Consider the following 20604-nt stretch of genomic DNA (forward strand, 5'->3'; position numbering starts at 1 on the left):
TTCGTCCACCATTCTTCACCTTTGAGTTCTCGTAATCGGGCAGCGTTGTGAAGCAGATGGGGATTGCGTTCATGTCGGCCTCCGATGACGGACGCCGCATGACGTAGAAAAATATCTCCTGCCATTCAGTGCGAGGTGATCGCACGACCGCTGGACGCGAGATGCTCAGTAATGGCGCGCCGGATTTCGGTAACCGTGTCGAAGAGCCTGTTGTCCAAGTCGATGACATTGAAGCGGACAGCGATGAATTTGAAGCGGCTTTCGACAGGGACTGCGATCCCGACTTCCTGACCGTTGAATACGACAGCTTGCTTTTGCATAACAAACCTCGGGCGCGCCACACGGGAGCACCATCTTAGAAAAGTGGAACAAAGGGTTACGACGCGTCAGATTGCCGTCGTAGTTCGGTAACGGATCGAGACGAGATCACGCACTCGCCGCACCATTGCGAAGAAACGAAGTCGGGCAAACAACGTCATCATCCTCCTGAAGCGAGGTCAAACGACCGCTGAGTATCGCCGGCGAGGGGCCGGTTATTTCGGAACTATTCTGTAAAAAACGTAGTCGAGAAACTTCGAGTAAGTAACTGATTTTTGTTATTAATTATTGTTTTGAATCGTATTACAATTACCGCAGGTGCGAAGTAACAAATGATGTACGTTCGTCTCGCGAATGCATCCGCAATCCAGCGAAATTCCGATCGTCTCCAACTATACGAAATCGTAGAGCCCCCACTCCTTTTCAGCCGCATGCCTTCACACCCGGTCACTCCAGGTAATCAATCGTCAATTACGAATTGGGAATACACGCGTATATTACCCCTCCGGGATTGCGATCCCTGCCCTGAGGTCGACGATAATGGACTGGGACGCAACCTCTGCATTCACACCCGTCGGGCTGGCTCTGCGCGGTCAGCCAGCTCACAGGATCGTCCGCACCCTCGGCGACGCGGCATACATGCTGCTCAAGGACTGGCCATCCGATGACGGCGAAGAATACGTCACTGCGGTGAAGGCTTGCGTCGATGCGATCAGCGGTGAGATCACTCCACAGCAATTTTGGGACGCGTTCCTGCGTGCGGCCGATGAAGCGGGCATCGCTGCTCTGACTATCGTTCACCGATGACAGCGAATAAAAGAAGCGGATGGTTGCGAATCGGATCATGCGGGCCCTGATATTACGGCTTACCGACGTCCTGCCGCATCGCCGACACACCGATCAGCAGACTGGAGCAATTGCTTCCGTGGAATTGGCGTTGTCACCGAATTGAGGCGTGGTGATCGCACGAAGCAACAAGCTCTCGATTTCGCTCGCGGTCAGGCGGTCGACTTCATTCGCCGCCCTCACGAGTTCTGCGACGAACCCCCGGACACTGCTCGTCTCCGAAGTTATCATAATCCCTCGAATTCAGCGCCGGGCAGCCAACCGCGCGTATTAGCCTTTGCTGATGCATGCCTGGGAAATTGCAAGCTGTTCGCACAGCCGTTAGTGATCCTTGAGCAGAGCATCGATGGTTGCGCGCGGATCCCCTCCGTGCCAGGCCATAGCTGCGTCGACGGAGTTAGATTCCGGTTTCATATGACGTTCGGCAAGCATATCGGATCCTCGTGAGTTTAGGAGGAAGCATGCTCGGAGACAATGTTGAGGCAGCGAAGCGGCCGATACAACGGCGCGAGCACCGAAAAGCTAGACACCAGAACGAGTCGTAGCAAGGTTCGTTGAACGGTTAGCAGGTCACAAGCCGTACGGCTGGAAAAGACGTGCTCGGATCATGCAGTCCGAATTCATCGAGTTCAGTCGGATCTGATCTGGCCTGTCAATGCACTGAGCTCGAAGATGGCGCGTTTACGCGCGTGGCGGCCAACCCGACGTAGGTGCTGATCAGCACTGTCGCCATCTCCTCTACCGAGCGACAGCCCTCGTTGTAGAGTTCGATGGCGGCATCACACAAAAACGAGGACGCTTGATCGTCCCACTCCACCTTGTAGTACCGATACCATTCACGGACCGCCTTCGACATCAGCAGATGGTCTTCCTGTATGCACTTGGACATGCGTTACCCCAGACATGGAGGTGGCAGGCCTGCGTGGCTATGACTGCTCCGTTACGACCGAGCGGCGTCGCCATATCCCGGACTAGGAAAGACAGGACACCCACGGGGACTGCCTCGTCCGTGGACAGGGCAACGCCGCTCGGTCGTCTAACGGCGACCAATCTCGGCCTCGACCTTCTTCCGTGAGTTTCCAGCGCTCTTCACGGCCTTCTTGACGGCATCTTTCGAGACGCCTTCCTTCGTTGCTTCGTACTTGACTTCGTGATCCTGGCCGCCGGCCACGCGGGCTCGATCCTGTGCGCGGCCTCGGGATGTCGGTGTCTGTGCCATCGGGCTTCTCCTTCGAATAAACGTCCGCAGTAGAAACTCATGACGATTCCGGTGGTTCCCGGGAGATGGTGGATGTGATGCCGCGCTTGAAGCGGCCGCGGAATTCCCTAAGGGAGGTGCCCGGCATGGTGCTGGAGGAAGCAGGTTGCTGTGGCTCTCGAACTAAACAATCTCCACCGCTTTCCACTACCGTCGGGCGCAATTCGAACAGCGGAGACGGCGGAATCAATTTGAGAGAGAAATTCCGTAAAGTATTGAAAAATGATTCGTTTTGAGTCGGAACGAATCACCCTGACACGTCTTTGAGTCGCGTATTAGTGATTCGGAGTATTTGTCATGCCGTCAGGACAGCGTGCGCAGTGGAAAGGCTTTCTGAAGTTCGGCGAGGTAAGCTGCGGCGTCGCTCTCTATACGGCGGCCTCGACTAGCGAGCGCATCACCTTCAACACCATCAACAAGGCCACAGGCAACCGCGTCAACCGCATCTTCATAGACAGCGAGACCGAGGATCCGGTGCCGAAGGAAGCCCAGACCAAGGGCTTCGAGATCGACAACGGCCAGTACATCATCATCGATCCCGAGGAAGTTTCCGCCGCGATCCCCGAGAGCAACAAAACGCTCGAGGTTGAGGCGTTCATCCCCTGCTCCGACATCGACGATGTCTACTTCGACAAGCCGTACTACCTCACGCCCGACAAGATGGGCGGAGACGCGTTCGCGGCTCTCCGCGATGCGATGAAGAAGTCGATGGTCGCGGCCATCGCCCGCACCGTCCTATTCCGTCGAATGCGTACGGTGCTGATACGGCCGCACGGAAAGGGCCTGATCGCCAGCACGCTCAACTACGACTACGAGGTTCGTTCCTCCGAGAAGGCTTTCGAGGAAATGCCCAAGCTCAAGATCGAGGGCGAGATGCTCGATCTCGCCAAGCATATCATCAGCACCAAGAAGGGCGAGTTCGATCCGGCGACCTTCGATGACCGCTACGAAGCCGCCCTTGCGGACCTGGTGAAGGCGAAGCTGGAAGGCAAGTCGCTTCCGAAGCCGAAGAAGGTGCAGGTCTCGAAGCCCAACGATCTGCTGGCCGCGCTCCGAGAGAGTGCTGGAATGATGAAGGCCGCTGCGGACCAACCGAAACGCACTGCCGCCAACGCTAACACTGGCACTGGGAGGCAGCGCGCAGCGCGCGGGGCGGCAACGAAGTCCGCCGCTTCAAAGGCTGCCCCGCAGCGCAAAGCCAGCTAGGGAGAGAGACGATGGCTCCGAAATATTACTGGAAAGGCTATCTCAAACTCTCCCTGGTCACCTGCCCCGTCGCTATGAGCCCGGCCACGAGCGAAAGCGAGAAGGTTCGCTTCCATACACTCAACAAGGAGACGGGCAACCGCGTCGTCTCCCGGTACATCGATTCCGTCACGGGCAAGCCCGTCAAGGACGGGAACGAAGCCAAGGGCTACGCTCGCGGGGAGAACGACTACGTTATCCTCACCGAGGACGATTTGGATGCCGTTGCGCTCGACACGGTGAAGACGATCGACATCGACAAGTTCGTCCCGGCCGACAGCATCGAGTGGATCTACCTTGAGAAGCCGCATTACCTGATGCCGGACGACGCTGTCGGCAACGAGGCATTCGCGGTGATCAGGGATGCCATGAAGGCCGACAAGGTTTTCGGCGTGTCGAAGCTGGTGATGGGCCGCCGAGAGCGGGCGGTGGTCCTGGAACCGCGCGGCGAAGGCATCGTGCTCTGGACTTTGCGTTTCGGTGACGAGGTTCGGCCGGAACAGAACTATTTCGAAGACATCGACGAGCAGGCCGATCCGGATCTCATTCCCCTTGTGCAGCAGCTCATCAAGCAGAAGACCGCGCGTTGGTCCCCGGACATGGTGAGTGATCCAATCCAGGAGAGCCTGCTCAAGCTCATCGCTGAGAAGAAGAAGGCGCTGAAGCCGAAAAAGGCGGCGAAGGGGAAGGCGGCCGAATCCGCTCCGAAGTCGAATGTGGTCAGCATCATGGACGCGCTCCGGAAGAGCGTCGAGGCAGATCTCAAAGGTAGGAAGGCAGGGTAGTCGGATGCACTTGCTGGAAACGAAGATTGTTCACGAGACAACCGGATGGCGGGTAGACTTTGTCGGCGACGACGGGGAAGCGGTGTCGATCAAGGTCGCGGACGGTCACGCTGCAAGCGAAGACGAGGCCATCGAGCGTGCGAAAGAGGTCATGGTTCAGTTGACGGCATATGGCACGCGTGGCGGCGGCCGGAGCATCAACCCGTACGATGCCGCCAGCAATGGAAACTTTGACGACGACGAGCCGCTGCTGGATACGCGGCACTGATCCGCCCCTGAGGAAACCCCAGCCTCTCAGCCAAAAAGGCCGGGGCGAAAACCGCACCGACCTTCCTCATCGTCGCCTTCTTACCAGTGCCAGTACTTCCGTTGTCAAAAGCATTTCAGGGATGCGGCCTTGCGAGCAGCGAAGGATGTGCCAGCCGGCTTTCCGGGCGTGGGTCAGGCCGGGGAAGCCGGCCAGTCGTTTGACGGTTCCTCGACAGCCTCGTCCGATTGGTCGTCTGCGGGATCCGGGTCGCGGTCGTACGCGACCCCCAGGCGGTCGAGTTCATTCTGGATGGCATCGTAGACGTCCGTCGCCTTTGCGCCTTTAACCACGAAAGTGTCGACGAAATCTTCGAGCTTCAGGCTCAGGTCGTCGCGCCAGTCCTTGGTCATTGCCCGTTCTCCGGCTGAAGACGAATGCCTCTGCAAAGAAGGTCCCACATCGGGCAATGTACGGAAGCGCGTATTCTTGGAGAAGCGCCCTTGTCGGGTCCGGGATCGGGAAGCGGTTCCTCGCCGGGTATCCGGTCGGGATCGCGCGGTGGCGTGTCGACGGGCGGCGGCGATGGCGGCGGCACAATGGGTTCGTTTGGCACAGACATTTGGGGGTTCCTCCTCGGTCCGAGAACGTGGGAATTGATCTCAAGTTCCGTTGACGCGCGGCCCCTTCAACACCATCTGCTGCGACATGCCCAAGACGAAGACGAAGACGAAAAGCAAGGAAGGCGACGATCCCGAGCTGATCAGGGAGTGGCCGCTTCCCGTGGTGGCGACCCTCGGATCTGGTGTCAGGGTGAAGGGGATCCTGCAGGAAATCCGCTCGCGACTACCATCCCCGGTGCGGAAGTCGCTGGATATGCAGGCAGGCGGGCTCATCCTCGTCATGCCAGAGGCTGCGAAGACAGCATTCAGGGCGACGGCATCGGCCGTTTCCAGCGCACTGGACGGCATCGCAGACCTTCCGATCATTCCTCGTGAGATCGAGGATATCCTGACGATCACGGCATCAGAGCGGAAGCGCTGGCTCGAAGACGGTCGCCTGCCCAGCGCCGGAACGCGAACGGTGAGGCTGCAAGGGCGCGCAAGGAAGATCACCTTTCACGTATTCGACCCCCGAGTCGTCGAAGATCTGCTCGACCGTGGCGCCATGGATGAATGGCGAGAGGAGGACGCAGCGGCGAAAGCGGAAAGTCGCAGGCGGGCCGCGTATCAGGCGAAGCTGACGCGTTCGCTGAAGAAAAAGGAAGAAGCCAAACAGACCGAACTAGCCGATGAAGCCGCGACCGGCTTGAGCGGATGGGACGAATTCGGGAGCGACGGTCTCCTTCGGTAGGATTGCCGTCAGTGGAAGTTTCGTGCCTTCACTTTCAGCGTAAGCGGTGTCCCCCTCGCACCTTGACCATCTGTTTGGATTGATGTCGAAGATTTCAGCGTGATGGGACGACAAGTCTGCGCCAATTGCGGACATCAGGGCCTCAGTGTCGCAATTGAATCTTGCTCGCGTTCCACCCTGTCTTGTCCCCTTTACCGGACAATGCACCGCGGCCCTTAGGAGAGCCCAAGGGCCGCGTATCATCCTTCGATCAGCCCCCCGAACTGTCGGCAGGTTCAGCCTGCGCGAAAGGGTCCATCGCCGATGGTTCCGTCTTAGGTTTTGTCCCCGGCATCAGTTCGAAGTCGGGGGCGAATTGGACCAGGCTGCTCCTGATCGCATTGAAGGCCTTGCGATCACCCTCGAACTTCGCCTTTCCGGAAGCAATCAGCTCGTCGAACGTAGCCTTGCCACCCATCACGGACTCCAGATCGGTGCGGTCGATGGTAATCGTCAGGTCAGGATTCTTTGCCTTGACGCCTTTGATGTTCGTAAGGGCCGAGTTGCTCAACTCCACCACATATTCTTCGCCGTTATCAGGCGTCACCAGATTGATAACGCCCGTCATGCCTTCGACTTTTGTGCTGTCTAGGCGGATGCCAACGAAATCGAGCCATAGGCCCGTTGTCATCGCCCGGATCGTGTCGGGCCCACTCGACTTGGGTGACGCTCCTGCCGGCATTCCCGAGCGGAGTTCGTAGGCCGCCGCTAGGAAGCTGTTGCGCACGCTCGGGCTCTCCTTCTGATAGCCGATCTGCTCGAACACGTCCGCAAGCAGGTCCTTGGCCGTCTGGTTCTCTGGCTCGGCATAGACAAGCTTGTTCAGTATCTCCATGGCATATCGGTACTTGCCCTGGTCAAAGAGTTCCTGGCCCTTGGCCATGATCTTTTCGGCGCCACCCATCATCTCTACATAGAGCGGGGCGGAGTCACGCGGCGACAAAGGGGTCAGCGTCGCCGGATTGCCGTCCCAGTAACCCAGGTAGCGGTTGATCACCGCACGGCTGTTGTGCTCCTCGGAGCCGTGGTAACTGTGGGCCGACCACTGGTCCTGCAGGCTCTTGGGCTGCTTGTAGACGTTCTGGATTTCGTTGACCGTCACGCCCTTGTTGGCTTGGTGCAATACCTCGTTGTTGAGATGGGCGTAGACGTCCCGCTGGGTGCGCATCACCTGCTGAATGCGCTCGTTTCCCCAACGTGGCCATGAGTGCGAGGCAAAGATCACCTCGGCTTCCCCGCCAAAACGATACAAGGCAGTATTTATGTGTTTCGACCATGCCAGCGCGTCCCGAACCAGTGCGCCGCGCAGCGTATAGATGTTATGGACTGTGGCGGTGATGTTTTCCGCCGCCCAAAAGGCTTTGAGCTGCGGGAAGTAGGTGTTCATCTCAGCCGGTGCCTCGGTGCCAGGCGTGTTCTGAAACACTGCCGTCACTCCGTCGATGGTCAATTCCTCGAAGTCCTTCTCGATGTAGCGGTTCGGTTCGATCAGTCCCAGATTGCCCGAGGCCGTGTTTTTGCCGATCGACTGGTCCACGTGGCCGAACGGGCTGCGCGGCAGCAATACCCCATATTGGAAGAACATCCGTCGGTTCATCGCGTTACCAGCATAGACATTCTCGGTCACCGCATGTTGCATAAAGCCGATTGGTGCGATGATCTGCACCTTGCCGCTCTTCACGTCAGCCTCGTCCACGACGCCGCGCACGCCGCCATAATGATCGGCGTGGGAATGGGAGTAGACGACTGCCACCACGGGGCGCTCGCCGAGTTTCTCGTTGATGAATTCCAGCGCTGCCTTTGCGGTCTCCTTGGCCGTCAAAGGGTCGAAGACGATCCAGCCGGTGTCGCCTTTAACGAAACTGATATTGGCGAGATCGAAGCCACGGACCTGCCAGATTTTACCCGGCACCACTTCATAGAGGCCGTATGCCATGTTCAGGATGGCCTGGCGCTGCAACGACGGGTGAATACTGTCGAAGTCCTTGCCCTGCAGCAGATACTCGTAGCTGCCCATGTCCCAGGCAACGTTCCCCGCCTCGGCAATGATCTGTTTGTAGGACGGCGCAGCGACGAAACCGCGCTGTGCTTCCTCAAAGTCACGTTTGTCGTCGAACGGCAGCGTTGCGCGCAAGCCGTTCTGAAGATCGATCGTGAACTTTGAAGGCATCTTGCCCTTCGGATGGAAGTGCTTGCCCTCCATTGCCCCTGGGTCCGCGAGCACCGCCCCGCCACCCGCGCCCAAAGCTGCGTTGCCCCCCAATAGTGGAACAACCAGTGCTATAACCACACCGTATTTCTGGATGTTCATGTGAGCCCTCCTCGTTTTAAGTTTTGCGTCGCCACACTTGGCGGCGGCTAAGTCGGCACTGCTCGTCGCTGGACAGGTTAGCCGTGCTCCGCAGGCAGATCGCCTTGAACTGCTTGTGGTGATCAGGCTGATCGAGGAAAAAAGGACCGCGCTATTGGACGTAGGGAAACATGGCGTGCAGTCTCAGTTTCCTGAGAACAAATTGCCGGGCGAACCCCCGCCTGCTTCTAAATAGCTAATAGTACTAACTATACGGCATTCGCGAATGCCCGTTGCCAGACTATTGCACTTTTGTCTGTGCTTTGCCAGAGCTCGGAGCGGAAGATAAAGCACCCATCTGCTTCAGTGCTCAATGTGTCGTATGGGCCGACTCCAGTCTTGGGGCCATATTACTTCCCCTTGTAATCCCAAGGCAGCAGCTCATCGATCCGGCTCTGCTTATGGCCGTTGACGATGGCGGTGAGCGTGTTGGTCAGGTAGGCCTACGGATCGACGGCGTTGAGTTTGCAGGTCTCGATGAGCGATGCGATGGTCGCCCAGTTCTCGGCTCCGAGGAAGGAATATTTTCGGATGCGCCGAACGCGGCTTATGGACGATGCGACTCCTAGACTGAAAGATCACAAGGTCCCGGTGGTCGAACTCATCTGCCGTGTCTGCGACCGCCATTGCGCGCATGAGCGCAGGCTTTTGGTGAAGGCGTTTGGCGCAAGCGTCAGCTTCGCGGAAATCCGCCGACGCATGGCGATGGGCTGCGAGCGGATGCAGACGCCCGAGGGTGACAAGTGTGGAGCACACTTCCCATGTTTGATTAATGGCCTCGCTGATGGAAGCTAGATGATGACAGACGAAGACAACCGCGAACGGCCGCGCAAGATCGTGCATGTCGACATGGACGCCTTCTACGCATCGGTCGAGCAACGCGACAATGAGGAACTGCGTGGCGTCCCGGTTGCCGTCGGCAGTCCTGCTGCCCGCGGTGTCGTGGCGGCCGCCAGCTACGAGGCACGAAAATACGGCGTCCATTCCGCCATGGCGTCAGTGACTGCGCAGCGGAAGTGCCCGGACCTTGTCTTCGTCAAGCCACGCTTCGATGTCTACAAGGCTGTCTCGCTTCAGATAAGGACGATCTTTGCCGAGTACACGCCGATGATCGAGCCATTGTCGCTCGACGAGGCCTATCTCGATGTCACCACCAATCTCAAAGGCATGGAGATCGCCACTGAAGTCGCCGAAGAGATACGCGCCAGGATCAAGGCGACCACCGGGCTCACGGCATCCGCTGGCATTTCCTACAACAAGTTCCTCGCCAAGATGGCGTCCGACCAGAACAAGCCGGATGGCCAGTTCGTCATCACCCCGAAGAACGGCCCCGCCTTCGTCGAACAGCTTCCTGTCAAGAAATTCCATGGCGTGGGACCGGCGACGGCCGAGAAGATGCATCGGCTCGAGATCGAAACCGGAGCGGACCTGAAGGAGAAAACACTCGACTTCCTCATCGAACATTTCGGGAAGTCAGGACCGTATTTTTATGGGATCGCCCGCGGTATCGACGATCGCCAGGTCAAGCCGGACCGAGTGCGGAAATCCGTTGGTGCGGAAGACACCTTTTCCCAGGACATCCATTCCTACGAACCCGCGCGCGAAGGGCTTCAGTCGCTGATCGAAAAGGTCTGGGGTTACTGCGAGGCCAATGAGATCGGCGCCAAGACGGTGACCCTCAAGGTCAAATATGCCGACTTCAGCCAGATCACCCGCAGCAAGACCGTTCCCGCACCTCTGACGGCGATCGCCGAACTTGAAGACGTGGTCGAGATGCTTCTCGCTCCAATCTTCCCGCCGCGAAAAGGCATACGCCTGCTTGGCGTGTCGCTGTCTTCGCTGGAACGGCGGAAATCTGAAGCGACGCCGCAGTTGCGGCTGGCGCTTTAGACATGCGCAATGCCTTGCGAAGCTAACCGCGCATCGTCAAACATTGGTGAATCGAGATGACCGCTATTGGCGCAAAAGCTGCCGAGGCTCGTCAGCGATCGGTCCCAAGCAGCCAGCGGCTAGTCATCGCGAATGCTGCGTTTTAATCGTCGCTGGCCCCCGGGGCTGGAGGTCGTCCTCAATAGACGAAGTGCCGCCGCCTTCATCTGTGCAGCGCTGGGGAATTGTGGCATAACTGGGCCATGGCGATACATGTCTTGGCGGTCCATTGTGACACGGGCGGGACGGAACAGACGGCGGGCGGTCCGCTTGCAGCCGCCTATTCCGTGGGGGTTTTCTGCTGGCTGCTGTCGGCCGGCGTCTATATCGCCGCGAAATGGGTCTCTTCGGAGATGCCTCCCTGGGCGCTTTGCTTCTGGCGCGTGCTGATCGCCTGGGCGATCCTGATGCCGATCGTGTACCGGCATTTCGGCGCCATGGTCGCGCTTGTGCGGGCTCGCAACACCCGATTCTTGCGATTGGTCGAGAGGGCTAGCTGGCCGCATGATACTACCGCGGTTTAGGAGCGGGCGTCTCGATCATTACTTCGACCATGAATTTTGCTGATAAAGCCTGGCTCCAGATTTATCCAAACGTCCCTGCCATACCGTGGCCTACAGATTGCTTGTACGGGGACTCCTCGAACCACGACAGCCAACAAAGCCCTGGGCCTGCTCCATCAGAAATCTAGTCAAAACGCCATAGGGGGACTATTGTAGTTGAATCGCTTTTGATACGAATTCAGCTCTGCCAAAACACGGAAGGTTCTGGCTTCATTTCATCAAGTTCTTAAGAATACTTCTTCGCCGTGCCGTCCTATTGGTAGCGTACTCCGTGGCCCTGCTTGGTCGATCGACCGGGTTTATCGTATCGATACTCACTGGGAAAACGCGAATGGTCTCATGAGCCGTACGGCTCCAGATGTGGCGAGATGTTGGTTTGCCCCCTGCATGACTGCTCACCGAAGTGCTATTTAAATTTTCATTCGTACCAAGAGAGAACTTTCGAAGGAAAGGAATTATGACAAGCGACCTCGCCGAGCGGCCTTGGCGGACCTACTCCTTCGGGCCGTTCATGCTGATTCCCGAGCGCCAACTGCTCTTGCAAGGAGAGGCGCCCGTTCGGATAGGAGGCCGCGCACTGGACATCCTGACGGCGCTTGTCGAGCGGCCTGGCGAACTTGTAAGCAAACGCGAGTTAATGGCTCGCGCTTGGCCAAACATCATCGTTGACGAAGGTAACCTCAAGGTCAACATGGCGGCGTTGCGGCGAACGCTTGGGGACGGACCCGGCGCCACGAAATATATCGCGACCGTGACTGGGCGCGGATATCAGTTCACTTCTCCCGTCCAGAGGCATGGATCATCGGGCCTTGCGGCGCCCATTCGTTCGCCAACACCACGCAATCACAATTTGCCGATTGCAACGTCGACGATCTTTGGAAGGGCAGATACGATTGATGCCATTCGACGGGATCTGGGAGAATCCCGCTTGGTATCGGTCGTTGGCCCCGGCGGTATCGGAAAGACGACAGTGGCGCTCGCTGTCGCCGAGCACGAACTTAAGGCGTTTAAGGATGGCGTCTGGCTTGTTGATCTGGCGCTTCTGAAGGACCCGGCCCTAACGCCCAACGCCATAGCGACGGCACTCGGTCTGGCGGTCCATTCTGCAGACGCCCTTTCCAGCCTGTGTGAATCCTTGCGCGATCGCGAGGTGTTGCTCGTGCTCGACAGTTGCGAACACATCATTGACGCTACGGCGTCCTGCGCAGACCGCATGCTGGCGGAAGTTGCCGGCGTGAGGATCCTCGCGACCAGCCGAGAACCGCTCCGAGTGAAAGGGGAACGCGTGCGAAGGCTGCCGGGACTAGGCGCGCCGCCGCGCTCGTCTCGGCTGAGCGCCGCCGAAGCACTGTCATTCCCTGCCATTGAGCTTTTTGTGGACCGAGCAACCGACAGCTTCGAACTGTTTGAGCTGCATGACGTCGATGCGCCGGCCGCTGCCGAGATATGCCGGAGACTTGATGGTCTGGCGCTTGCAATAGAACTTGCCGCGACACGCATCGATGCATTCGGAGTCGGCGGTCTGTTGAAGCAACTCGATGATCGATTCCGCCTTCTTGTCGGGCGGCGGGCGGGCCCGGAGCGGCATCGCACCCTGATTGAAACGCTCGACTGGAGCTACGGCCTGCTGACGGAAAGCGAGACCGCGCTGCTACGAGCGGTATCCGTTTTCGCAGGTCTTTTCGATATCGAAGGCGCTTCGGCAGTGTCGAACGTCGCTCCAGCCGAAACGGCGGACGCCGTGGCACAGCTTGCGGCGAAGTCTTTGCTTGCGTTCGATGTCGACACCGACGGAGTTGCTTATCGTCTCCTTGAGACAACGCGAGCTTATTGTCTCGAACGACTGCGGGTCAGCGGCGAGGATCAGATAATTCGCCAACGCCACACGGAGCATGTGTGCACGGTGCTCGAGCGGGCCACGGCCGAATGGGCTGAGCGCCCTGCCCGTGAATGGGAAGCCGCCTATGGGCGTGTACTCGACGATTTGCGTGGTGCGCTAGCGTGGGCAGCTCAGGATACAGCGAATCGGTCTCTGCTCATCCGGCTGACCGTCGCCGGGCTCCTGCTCTGGAACCACCTGTCGCTCACCGAAGAATGCCGCGTTCATGTTTCGCATGCGATTGAAGAGCTTGGCCCGGCGGGACTCGCCGGGAGCGTGTTTGAGATGCAGCTTCAGGTGTGGCTTGGTGGCGCTACGATGTTCACGCAGGGCCTCATGCCTCAGGCGAGAAATGCCATGCAACGGGCGTTAGACATCGCCGTTCAGATTGGCGACACCGATTGCCGTGTTCGCTGCCTTCGGTTGATCGGAGTGTTTGAACTATTCAGTGGTGAAAACGACGCTGCGGTCCGCACGCTTGAGACCTTCGCCTCAGTTGCGGCTGCGGAGGTCCCTTCCGCCGTGTTGGAGGCCGAAGTGGCCCTCGGTATCGGCGAACTCTTCATCGGTCAGCTCCACGACGTCCGGCAACGCTTCGAACGCCGTCACGAACTCAACCTGGAAGACATCAACGATTCCCAGCGCCTGCGGCGGCATGTGCGATACCTCTCCGATAGGATCGTCGATGTGGCGAATGTGTTGTCGCACGTACAGTGGTTGACGGGTTCACCAGACACCGCTTTGAACACCGCGCGGGCGACCGTCGAATACGCATTGAAGACCAAGCATCACCTTTCATTGGGCAATGCCCTCTCGTGGGTTTGCCCGGTATTCTATTGGACTGGACGTTATGAGGAGTGTGGTCGTTATGTTACGATGCTCGACGACCAAGCGAGACGGCACGGATTCGACGTCCGGCGTCCAGTCGCGATGTTCTATTGGGCGGCGCTAGCGCGCGCACAAGGCGACGCCGCGGCCCAGAGAGTTGACGAGCTCGAGCGAGCCATTGCGGATTTCCACCGAACGAAGCATTTGGCGCGATTGCCGTTCTACCTGGGCGTCCTGGCGGACTTCCAGGCCGAGCAAGGTCGTCTTGACGACGCCGAAACCACGATCCGAGCCGCGCTTGACCGAGCAGATGCAAAAAATGACCTGTGGTGCCTGCCTGAGGTCTTGCGAGTCCAAGCCTCCATTCTGCTTGCTCAAGGCCAAGCGGAAAGGGCGGAGGCGCAACTCATCAAGTCGATGGCGCTTGCGCAGGAAATAGGTGCGTTGTCATGGCGATTGCGTGCAGCCAACGACCTCGCACGACTCTGGCGCGCTGGGTCAAAGGCCGACGATGCCTACAAGATGCTGTTGCCAATATTCAGCGAATTCATCGAGGGGTTCGAGACGCACGATCTTGCTTTCGCCGCTGACCTGCTCGCATCGCTCACACGCTCCGGAGACAGCCAGGCCACTTCTCTTAAGAGCCCGCCCGTGATCCGACCTCGAAGCGGCCTGCCTTCGATTCCCTGCTAAAAAATTCCCGCCAGCCCGCGCAAGAGCGGAGCATCGGCGCCGGCCTATCGACGCGCAAGCGCCGCAGCGATCGACGGCTCATATTGTCCGTCTATTTGAATGAACAACATGCGGCACAGTTTGCCAGAGCGATTCGCCCAAGCGTGGTTGGTGCCGCGCTGGATTACGACGCTGTAGGGCTTGAGCAGCACTTCGGAATCGTCGAGCATCAGCGTCATCTCGCCCTTGATAACGATGCCATAGTCAACGGCCTCGCTCCGGTGCATCATCGGGTGCGGCGAATCCGCCTTTACAGTCAAGCCGCTGGGGTCGTTGACCTCGCTGAACAGCGCCTTCATCTGCAACGTGCCATCGGCAAGGTATTCGGCGTCTGGCGGCATGTCGACGAAGCGGATGCGGGTGCCGTGCTTCGGGGGCTGGTGCATCAGCGCACCGGTGGTCGGATCGGCACCATTATCCACTTGCGCCGGCGTGTCGCGCGTCTCCCAAACCTCATGGAAGATCATCCCGGGAATGGCATTCAATTCGACGACTGTCGGCAGTGGGCCGTTGATCCCGACGATAGACTTGCCATCGGCATCATGTCCGGTGACGACGCGGTGGATTGCTGGAAAGGACATGGATATGCTCCTTGAGGGCAGGCGGCTGTACTGTAGCGCGGCATAGTAGCTAAGAGAGGTACAGTATTTCTACTGTCGCGATACGCTATAGGCGATATTTTAGGCGGTTACTTATTCCTTGCCCAAGTCATTGAACGGATCGTGAAAGAGCTCTTCCCAGATCCTCAACGTCTTATCTTTCGATCCAGACCGATCCATTGATCGTCCTTCACTTACGCGCCTCCTGCTCGAACTCATAGCAGCCCTTATGACTTAGAAAATCCCTGATCACCGCTGCGATTGCTGGTCCGTCCGTCTCCAGGGCGAAGTGCCCTGTATCGAAGAGATGGATCTCTGCGTCAGAAACATCCTTGCGGTAGGCATGTGCGCCGGCCGAGGCGAAGGAGGGATCGCCGCTTCCCCACACAGCCAGAACGGGTGGCCTTGTCGCGCGCAGATATTCTTGCCAGCGTGGATACAATGCGATGTTCGATTTGTAGTCGCCGAACCAGGTCGAGTTGCACTTCCGGATCGCGGTCGAGAATGGCCTGATCGTGCGCGATAGCATCCGGGCTCACGAGTTCGAGTTTGTCTCGGGTACGCCACGCGTGTACTGAAAACGTGTGGCGTCTATAGTGAGGAACGAACGCAGTGCGTCGCGATTCGCTGGGCTGGGATTTTCCCAATAGGCCCGCATGGGCTTTAGGTGGCCTCCCTCAATCCCGCCTCGTAGACATTGCCGTTTTGCGTGATGATGGCGGAAATTCGCTTCGGATATGCCGCGGCCAAAAGAAAACCGACGGGCGCGCCATAGTCGAAGACCATCAGTCCGAACCGTTCAAGCTTCAGCGTGTCCACCAACGCCAAAACGGCCTTATAGAGATTGCCGAACGTGTAGGCGTATGCACCACGCGTTGGCGCCTTTGTTGACCCAAACCCTGGAAGGTCCGGCGCTACTATCCTGTGTCCGTCCGCGAGTTGGGGAATGAGATCGCGGTACATATGGCTTGACGTCGGGAAGCCGTGGAGCAGCAGCAGAACGGGCGCCGCTTCAGCGCCTGCCTCGCGATAGAACATCTCCACCTCACCGAGATTGACCTTCTTATATCGCACCCGGTGCCAGTTCATCGCTTGTTCCCCATGGCATAGCGGCTAACATTTTCATTCTGAGGTATCGGAGATCGAGCGTGAGATTAGGCATGCGTTTGCCGTATTGCGCATCTGGAAGGCGCGTCCCGATCTCGCAAATGGTGCTAAACACGCGCATGCCCGACCTCGATCGGACTCAGCACCAACGCGGTGCGGTCTGCCAGATCCCCGATCTCAGCGAGATAGTTTTTATAGTGTGGGGTCTCACGATGTGTTGCGACGGCTGCGCCATCCACATACAGTTCATCGAGAACATACCGGTCGGGACGAGACTGGTCCTGCCAAATATCCCATCGCAGATTGCCCGGCTCTGCTCGGCAATCCGACGCCATTCCGAGAAGCAGTGCCTGCAGCTTCTCGGCCTTGTCTGGACGAGAGGTGAGGATGGCGGTGATCTTAACGTGCGATGACATGGACGAAGCCTTTCAATCTCCGACAAAAGCCAATCAAGGCTACGGCATTGATACCCAGGCCCCCCGGTTGGCCAGCGTCCAAAGCGAGCGGAAGTGTTGCAGTGTCCGCCTGAAATGACCGCCAGGGCGTGGCCAATGACTCTCGATCAACGCCTTGCGACTTTTCGATCGAGGAAATCGCGAATCAGCGGCGCCATCTCATCGAGTTTGTCCTCCAGAGCGAAATGGCCGGTATCGAAGATATGGAATTCAGCGTCCGGAAGATCACGCAGGTAAGGATGTGCCCCTTCCTCCGGGAAGATCTTGTCGTTCTTGCCCCAGACGATCAACGTCGGCGGCTTGCGTTCGCGGAAGTAGGCCTGGAACTGCGGGTAGAGCGGGACGTTCGTGCCATAATCGTGGAAGAGATCGAGCTGAATATCCTTGTTGCCCGGCCGGTCGAGCAAGGCCTGATCGTGAACCCAGTTGTCGGGGCTGATTCGAGTGAGGTCCTTGACGCCGTCCGTGTACTGGAACTTGGTGGTTTCGAGGACCACGAGGTTGGACAGCGCCTCGCGCTTCTCCTTCGAATCGTCGGCCCAGTAGGCCTTGATCGGATCCCAGAACTCGCGCAGGCCTTCTTCATAGGCATTGCCGTTCTGGACGATCAACCCGCTCACCCCTTCCGGATGCCTGAGAGCCAGGCGGTAGCCGATCGGTGCGCCGTAATCCATGACATACATGGCGTACTTCTTGGCGCCGAGCTGGGTCATCAGCGTATCGACCATGTCTGCATAATGGCCGAAGGTGTAGGCGAACTTGGTGTGATCGGGTGCATCACTCTGACCGAAGCCCGGATAGTCCGGCGCGATGACGTGATACCTGTCCGCCAGCAGCGGAATGAGGTTGCGGAACATGTGCGACGATGTCGGGAATCCGTGCAGAAGCAGGACGACCGGGCCGACGGCTGGGCCGGCCTCACGATAGAACATGTCGACGCCATCGATCTTGGCCGAACGATAGTGCACGGTCACCGGCACCTGCTGGGTGATCGCAACCTGCTTGGCGGGAGCTGCTGCGATTTCGGAAAAGTGAGCAAAGCTGACGGTAGCAAGCACCAGGGAAATGATCAGTCGGTTCATTGTCATCTCCATAACTTGTTGAGGCTGAGCGCGAGGCCGATTCCAATATTTAGGAGGAAATCTCCTCGCACTGATCCAAGACGGCCGTCTTGCTCCACTCGTCGCGGCGCGGCGGCAGTAGTCCGGGTGCCATAGTTACTTTGTCCCGACCGCAGCGCTAGTGATGAAGTCGACGACATCTTTGGGATGCGACAGCATCACCGCATGGCTGCTCTGGATTTCCATGACCTTCGCGCCAGCCCTCGCGGCCATGGAGCGCTGTCCGCTAGGTGGAATCATGTGATCCAGCGCGGTCACAATGAAATAGCTCGGCTTCTGCTTCCAGGCTGGGTTGGTTATCTTGGTCTGAACGGCCCCGAGCCCCCAAGGCACCTGAGCTGCAGCCATAAACCGCGTCGTCGAGATATCGACATCGGCGGCAAAGGCGGCGGGAAACTTCGCCGGATCGACGAGGATGAAACCGTCTTCCGGCGGGAGCAGCGGAGCCCCCTCTTCGCCGGGGTGTGGTGCAGTTGCCAGATCGAATACCGATTCTCCCGCCGCCGGTGCAAAGGCGGCGATGTAGACAAGGCTTCTGACCTTCGCGTCGCCACCCGCCTCGGTGATTACGGCCCCGCCATAGGAGTGGCCGACAAGCACCACTGGATGCTTGGCATTCGCGATGACCTTCCTGGTCGCCGCGACATCACCATCCAAGGTGATCGTTGGATTCTGGACGACCAGGACTTCATAGCCGTCCGCTGACAGCATGTTGTAGACAAGCTGCCAGCCGGAGGCGTCGACGAACGCTCCATGCACAAGCACGATCGAGACTGGCTTCTCCGCGGCGGCGGAGGCGACGGGAGCAAGAGCAATCATGGCAGCGAGTAATCTCCAAATTGACCGTTTCATCAGTAATCTCCATCAATCTCTGAGCTGCGCCTAGCCGGCCGCGGCGAGGAGCTTTTCGACTGTCTAGTCGGTGCTCCACACGCCATTGGCCGTGAAGCGGTAGTTGATGAGCACGGCGAGACCGCCATCGCCATCGGGGAGCTTCGGGGCGGCCACGGCGCCACTGCCGTGTCACGCTGCAACGCGCTTCCGGTCCAAGGCAGCGATCAGGGCCGCCGCAATCGGATGATCCGAACGGGGATTCTGCCCGGTGATCAATTCGCGATCCTCGATCACATAGGGCTCGAAGTCCGGCCCGGTATCCACGATGGCACCGGCAAGGCCCAGCGCGAATGGCATGTCGAAATAGATCTTGGCGTGCAGAATGGTGTCCTCGATCACCTTCTCCTCGGCCTTCTCGAACACCGTCATCCTGTAGCCGGCATATTGCCAGCCCTGGGCCCATTCCTTCGCCTTTTCGGGATCGCCGGCGATCAGCGCCGCGCGGAACTCGCGCGCATAGGGCATCGCCGCGACCGAGGAGATCGGTCCGTGACACAGCATCGCGGTCGGCTTCTCATGCTCGTGGAAATGGCGCAGGATCTCGCCGATTTCCTGGTCCTGCATCAGATCGACGATCGGCGCCTGGCCGCCGGGGATGAAGATGGCAGCATAATTGTCCAGCCCCTCGTCGAGGACCGAGCGCAGGGTGCGCGCCTTCATCGATGGGTCGTCCGCGTAGAACACCTTGGCGTGCTCATAGGCGGCCACATCGCCGCCGAAATGTGCGGGGGCATCCGAAGCCCTATCGATCGTCGGGGGCGTGCCATCGGGGGTCGCGAGCACGACTTCATAACCGGCGCCGATCAGGGCCATTGCCGGGACCACCGTCTCGTTGAGATACTGGCCCGTGTTTCCCCAATATCCGCCCTTGGTCTCGATGCGGGTCGCGTTAGATCCGAGCACTACGACTTTTCCCTCACTCATGACTTCCTCCGTGCCTTGCATTACGAGTGCAGCGATGGAGTAAGTCTTATACTTTTCCTGCTCTCGACGGGGTTAGGTGCGGTTAAATCCGGTAAGCTGCTTTTACGGTCCTTGATCCGGTAAAGTCGTTCGATGGCACCGGGGGCAGGATTTGAACCTACGGCCCAACGAAAACTGTTGAGCTAAAAGGCGGCCACAGAAATAGCCAAAAGCTCAACTGTGGCTGCACTTTCGATCAAATTGAAGAAGGCACAGGAGGTGCACGCAACAGTAGCCCTCGATTTCCATCTCCCAGTCCCCTGCCCCAAGCTCTTCGATCTGGAACCTCCACGTAATGCCTCTTTACGAACTCAAGGCCCACAAATGCCCCAGCGTGCACGACGATCATCCGTCGTGACCGAGCGTGACTGAAAGTGATCCATAATCATCCTGCTGCAGCGATATGCGTCCAGAACTACATGTCCGCTGTCAGCGGCGCGAAGCGGCCCTTGTAGTTTGGCGGGATTGACTGGCGAATCCCGCACATCAGCAGGCCGCCCGCCGCTTTAATCGGGCTGCTCTCGCCTCGCATGGAACTTCGAACGCCCCACGCCAGACACCTGCGCGAGCGGCCCGGGCAACTGCCTGATCGTCCTGAAACGCTCCCTTGGAATATCTGGGCCAGTCGATCGCCCAACCCCGCCTGACCAGCCAAGAATTCACGCTCTGCCCATCTGCCCTGAAGCAATCGCCAACAACCCGCCGATATCTATCCTTGTCGTGCTCAACGCAGCGGGTCGGACGTGATTTCGAAAGGAACATGTCGAGTGCAACCGCGGCTTCCTTGCCGCAACGGTACGGCCTCCCTGCTGCGTCGCGACACGCCTGCCAGCTTTCCGGAGCATCGATCCCCATTCAGCCGGATCCGCTGCCCGGCGATCTCGATCGTGTCGCCGTCGATAACCGAAGCTCGGCCGACAAGCTGCTCTGCTCCGGCAGATACGGATGAGAGAACGAGCCCGGCCAACAGCAGCGGAAACAGCGGGATTCGCTTGCGCATAGACTCGATGAATATCCAGACAGTACAGCAGGTTGGCGACAACGGAATCACTATTTGGTCAAAACTGTTGACATCGAGGCGTATCAGAACATA

Annotated in this window: 20 protein-coding genes and 3 pseudogenes; 9 read left to right on the forward strand and 14 right to left on the reverse strand. The window is 58.6% G+C overall.

What is annotated here, in order from left to right; genetic code table 11:
* Positions 1 to 125: 125 nt before the first annotated feature.
* A complete protein-coding gene (locus G9X67_RS00675) occupies positions 126 to 320 on the reverse strand; it encodes a hypothetical protein (protein WP_171597761.1) in 195 nt (64 codons plus the stop codon).
* Positions 321 to 858: 538 nt separating this feature from the next.
* Between G9X67_RS00675 and G9X67_RS00680 the strand changes: the two genes are divergently transcribed.
* Positions 859 to 1125 (forward strand): DUF982 domain-containing protein, encoded by a 267-nt coding sequence (locus tag G9X67_RS00680; RefSeq protein ID WP_011651748.1) that lies wholly within the window; start codon positions 859 to 861, stop codon positions 1123 to 1125.
* A 691-nt stretch (positions 1126 to 1816) separates the two neighbouring features.
* Here the strand turns inward: G9X67_RS00680 and G9X67_RS00685 are convergent.
* Complete coding sequence (locus G9X67_RS00685; RefSeq protein ID WP_171597762.1) at positions 1817 to 2053, reverse strand: hypothetical protein; 237 nt, start codon at positions 2051 to 2053, stop codon at positions 1817 to 1819.
* 147 nt (positions 2054 to 2200) lie between these two features.
* The gene (locus G9X67_RS00690; RefSeq protein ID WP_077988735.1) at positions 2201 to 2383 is read right to left on the reverse strand and encodes a DUF3606 domain-containing protein; all 183 of its coding nucleotides are present in this window, start codon (positions 2381 to 2383) and stop codon (positions 2201 to 2203) included.
* 336 nt (positions 2384 to 2719) lie between these two features.
* On the opposite strand from G9X67_RS00690, the gene G9X67_RS00695 reads away from it, so the two are divergent.
* From G9X67_RS00695 to G9X67_RS00705, 3 genes are read left to right on the forward strand one after another with little or no spacing between them, the layout of a single operon-like run.
* Positions 2720 to 3628: a Ku protein gene (locus G9X67_RS00695; protein ID WP_171597763.1), complete on the forward strand. Its 909-nt coding sequence runs from the start codon at positions 2720 to 2722 to the stop codon at positions 3626 to 3628.
* 11 nt (positions 3629 to 3639) lie between these two features.
* The gene (locus G9X67_RS00700) at positions 3640 to 4452 is read left to right on the forward strand and encodes a Ku protein (RefSeq protein WP_171597764.1); all 813 of its coding nucleotides are present in this window, start codon (positions 3640 to 3642) and stop codon (positions 4450 to 4452) included.
* 4 nt (positions 4453 to 4456) lie between these two features.
* Complete coding sequence (locus G9X67_RS00705; RefSeq protein WP_130705389.1) at positions 4457 to 4720, forward strand: hypothetical protein; 264 nt, start codon at positions 4457 to 4459, stop codon at positions 4718 to 4720.
* 173 nt (positions 4721 to 4893) lie between these two features.
* Here the strand turns inward: G9X67_RS00705 and G9X67_RS00710 are convergent, their stop codons facing one another.
* Positions 4894 to 5112 (reverse strand): hypothetical protein, encoded by a 219-nt coding sequence (locus G9X67_RS00710; protein ID WP_171597765.1) that lies wholly within the window; start codon positions 5110 to 5112, stop codon positions 4894 to 4896.
* Positions 5113 to 5407: 295 nt separating this feature from the next.
* On the opposite strand from G9X67_RS00710, the gene G9X67_RS00715 reads away from it, so the two are divergent.
* On the forward strand, positions 5408 to 6052 hold the full coding sequence (locus G9X67_RS00715) for a hypothetical protein (protein ID WP_171597961.1): 645 nt from the start codon (positions 5408 to 5410) through the stop codon (positions 6050 to 6052).
* A 250-nt stretch (positions 6053 to 6302) separates the two neighbouring features.
* Here G9X67_RS00715 and G9X67_RS00720 read toward each other — a convergent pair whose 3' ends face one another.
* The gene (locus tag G9X67_RS00720; protein WP_171597766.1) at positions 6303 to 8402 is read right to left on the reverse strand and encodes an alkyl sulfatase dimerization domain-containing protein; all 2100 of its coding nucleotides are present in this window, start codon (positions 8400 to 8402) and stop codon (positions 6303 to 6305) included.
* A 389-nt stretch (positions 8403 to 8791) separates the two neighbouring features.
* Positions 8792 to 8953: pseudogene (locus tag G9X67_RS00725) on the reverse strand (transposase domain-containing protein); the annotation flags it as partial.
* A 19-nt stretch (positions 8954 to 8972) separates the two neighbouring features.
* Between G9X67_RS00725 and G9X67_RS00730 the strand changes: the two are divergent.
* From G9X67_RS00730 to G9X67_RS00745, 4 genes and pseudogenes are all read left to right on the forward strand, one after another.
* On the forward strand, positions 8973 to 9236 hold the full coding sequence (locus G9X67_RS00730) for a hypothetical protein (RefSeq protein WP_171597962.1): 264 nt from the start codon (positions 8973 to 8975) through the stop codon (positions 9234 to 9236).
* Between the two features lie 3 nt (positions 9237 to 9239).
* A complete protein-coding gene (gene dinB, locus G9X67_RS00735; RefSeq protein WP_171597767.1) occupies positions 9240 to 10331 on the forward strand; it encodes a DNA polymerase IV in 1092 nt (363 codons plus the stop codon).
* Between the two features lie 242 nt (positions 10332 to 10573).
* Positions 10574 to 10854: pseudogene (locus tag G9X67_RS00740) on the forward strand (EamA family transporter); the annotation flags it as partial.
* Positions 10855 to 11390: 536 nt separating this feature from the next.
* Positions 11391 to 14333 carry a winged helix-turn-helix domain-containing protein gene (locus G9X67_RS00745; protein WP_246705336.1) on the forward strand — a complete coding sequence of 981 codons (2943 nt, stop codon included), beginning with the start codon at positions 11391 to 11393 and terminating at the stop codon, positions 14331 to 14333.
* A gap of 44 nt (positions 14334 to 14377) precedes the next feature.
* On the opposite strand, the gene G9X67_RS00750 is transcribed toward G9X67_RS00745, so the two are convergent.
* The 8 genes and pseudogenes from G9X67_RS00750 to G9X67_RS00780 form a co-directional block, all read right to left on the reverse strand.
* Complete coding sequence (locus tag G9X67_RS00750; protein ID WP_171597768.1) at positions 14378 to 14953, reverse strand: cupin domain-containing protein; 576 nt, start codon at positions 14951 to 14953, stop codon at positions 14378 to 14380.
* A 208-nt stretch (positions 14954 to 15161) separates the two neighbouring features.
* Entirely contained in the window at positions 15162 to 15500 is a 339-nt protein-coding gene (locus tag G9X67_RS35370; protein WP_348649081.1) for an alpha/beta hydrolase, read from the reverse strand.
* 134 nt (positions 15501 to 15634) lie between these two features.
* The gene (locus tag G9X67_RS35375; RefSeq protein WP_348649082.1) at positions 15635 to 16060 is read right to left on the reverse strand and encodes an alpha/beta hydrolase; all 426 of its coding nucleotides are present in this window, start codon (positions 16058 to 16060) and stop codon (positions 15635 to 15637) included.
* A gap of 125 nt (positions 16061 to 16185) precedes the next feature.
* Positions 16186 to 16494 (reverse strand): putative quinol monooxygenase, encoded by a 309-nt coding sequence (locus tag G9X67_RS00760; RefSeq protein WP_171597769.1) that lies wholly within the window; start codon positions 16492 to 16494, stop codon positions 16186 to 16188.
* A 146-nt stretch (positions 16495 to 16640) separates the two neighbouring features.
* The gene (locus tag G9X67_RS00765; protein ID WP_171597770.1) at positions 16641 to 17615 is read right to left on the reverse strand and encodes an alpha/beta hydrolase; all 975 of its coding nucleotides are present in this window, start codon (positions 17613 to 17615) and stop codon (positions 16641 to 16643) included.
* A gap of 135 nt (positions 17616 to 17750) precedes the next feature.
* A complete protein-coding gene (locus G9X67_RS00770; protein WP_171597963.1) occupies positions 17751 to 18473 on the reverse strand; it encodes an alpha/beta hydrolase in 723 nt (240 codons plus the stop codon).
* A 204-nt stretch (positions 18474 to 18677) separates the two neighbouring features.
* Complete coding sequence (locus G9X67_RS00775; protein ID WP_171597771.1) at positions 18678 to 19472, reverse strand: DJ-1/PfpI family protein; 795 nt, start codon at positions 19470 to 19472, stop codon at positions 18678 to 18680.
* Positions 19473 to 19997: 525 nt separating this feature from the next.
* Positions 19998 to 20511: pseudogene (locus tag G9X67_RS00780) on the reverse strand (thermonuclease family protein).
* Positions 20512 to 20604: the final 93 nt, after the last annotated feature.

This window comes from Rhizobium sp. WYCCWR 11152, from assembly GCF_013087615.1.
Taxonomy (GTDB): Bacteria; Pseudomonadota; Alphaproteobacteria; order Rhizobiales; family Rhizobiaceae; genus Rhizobium; species Rhizobium indicum.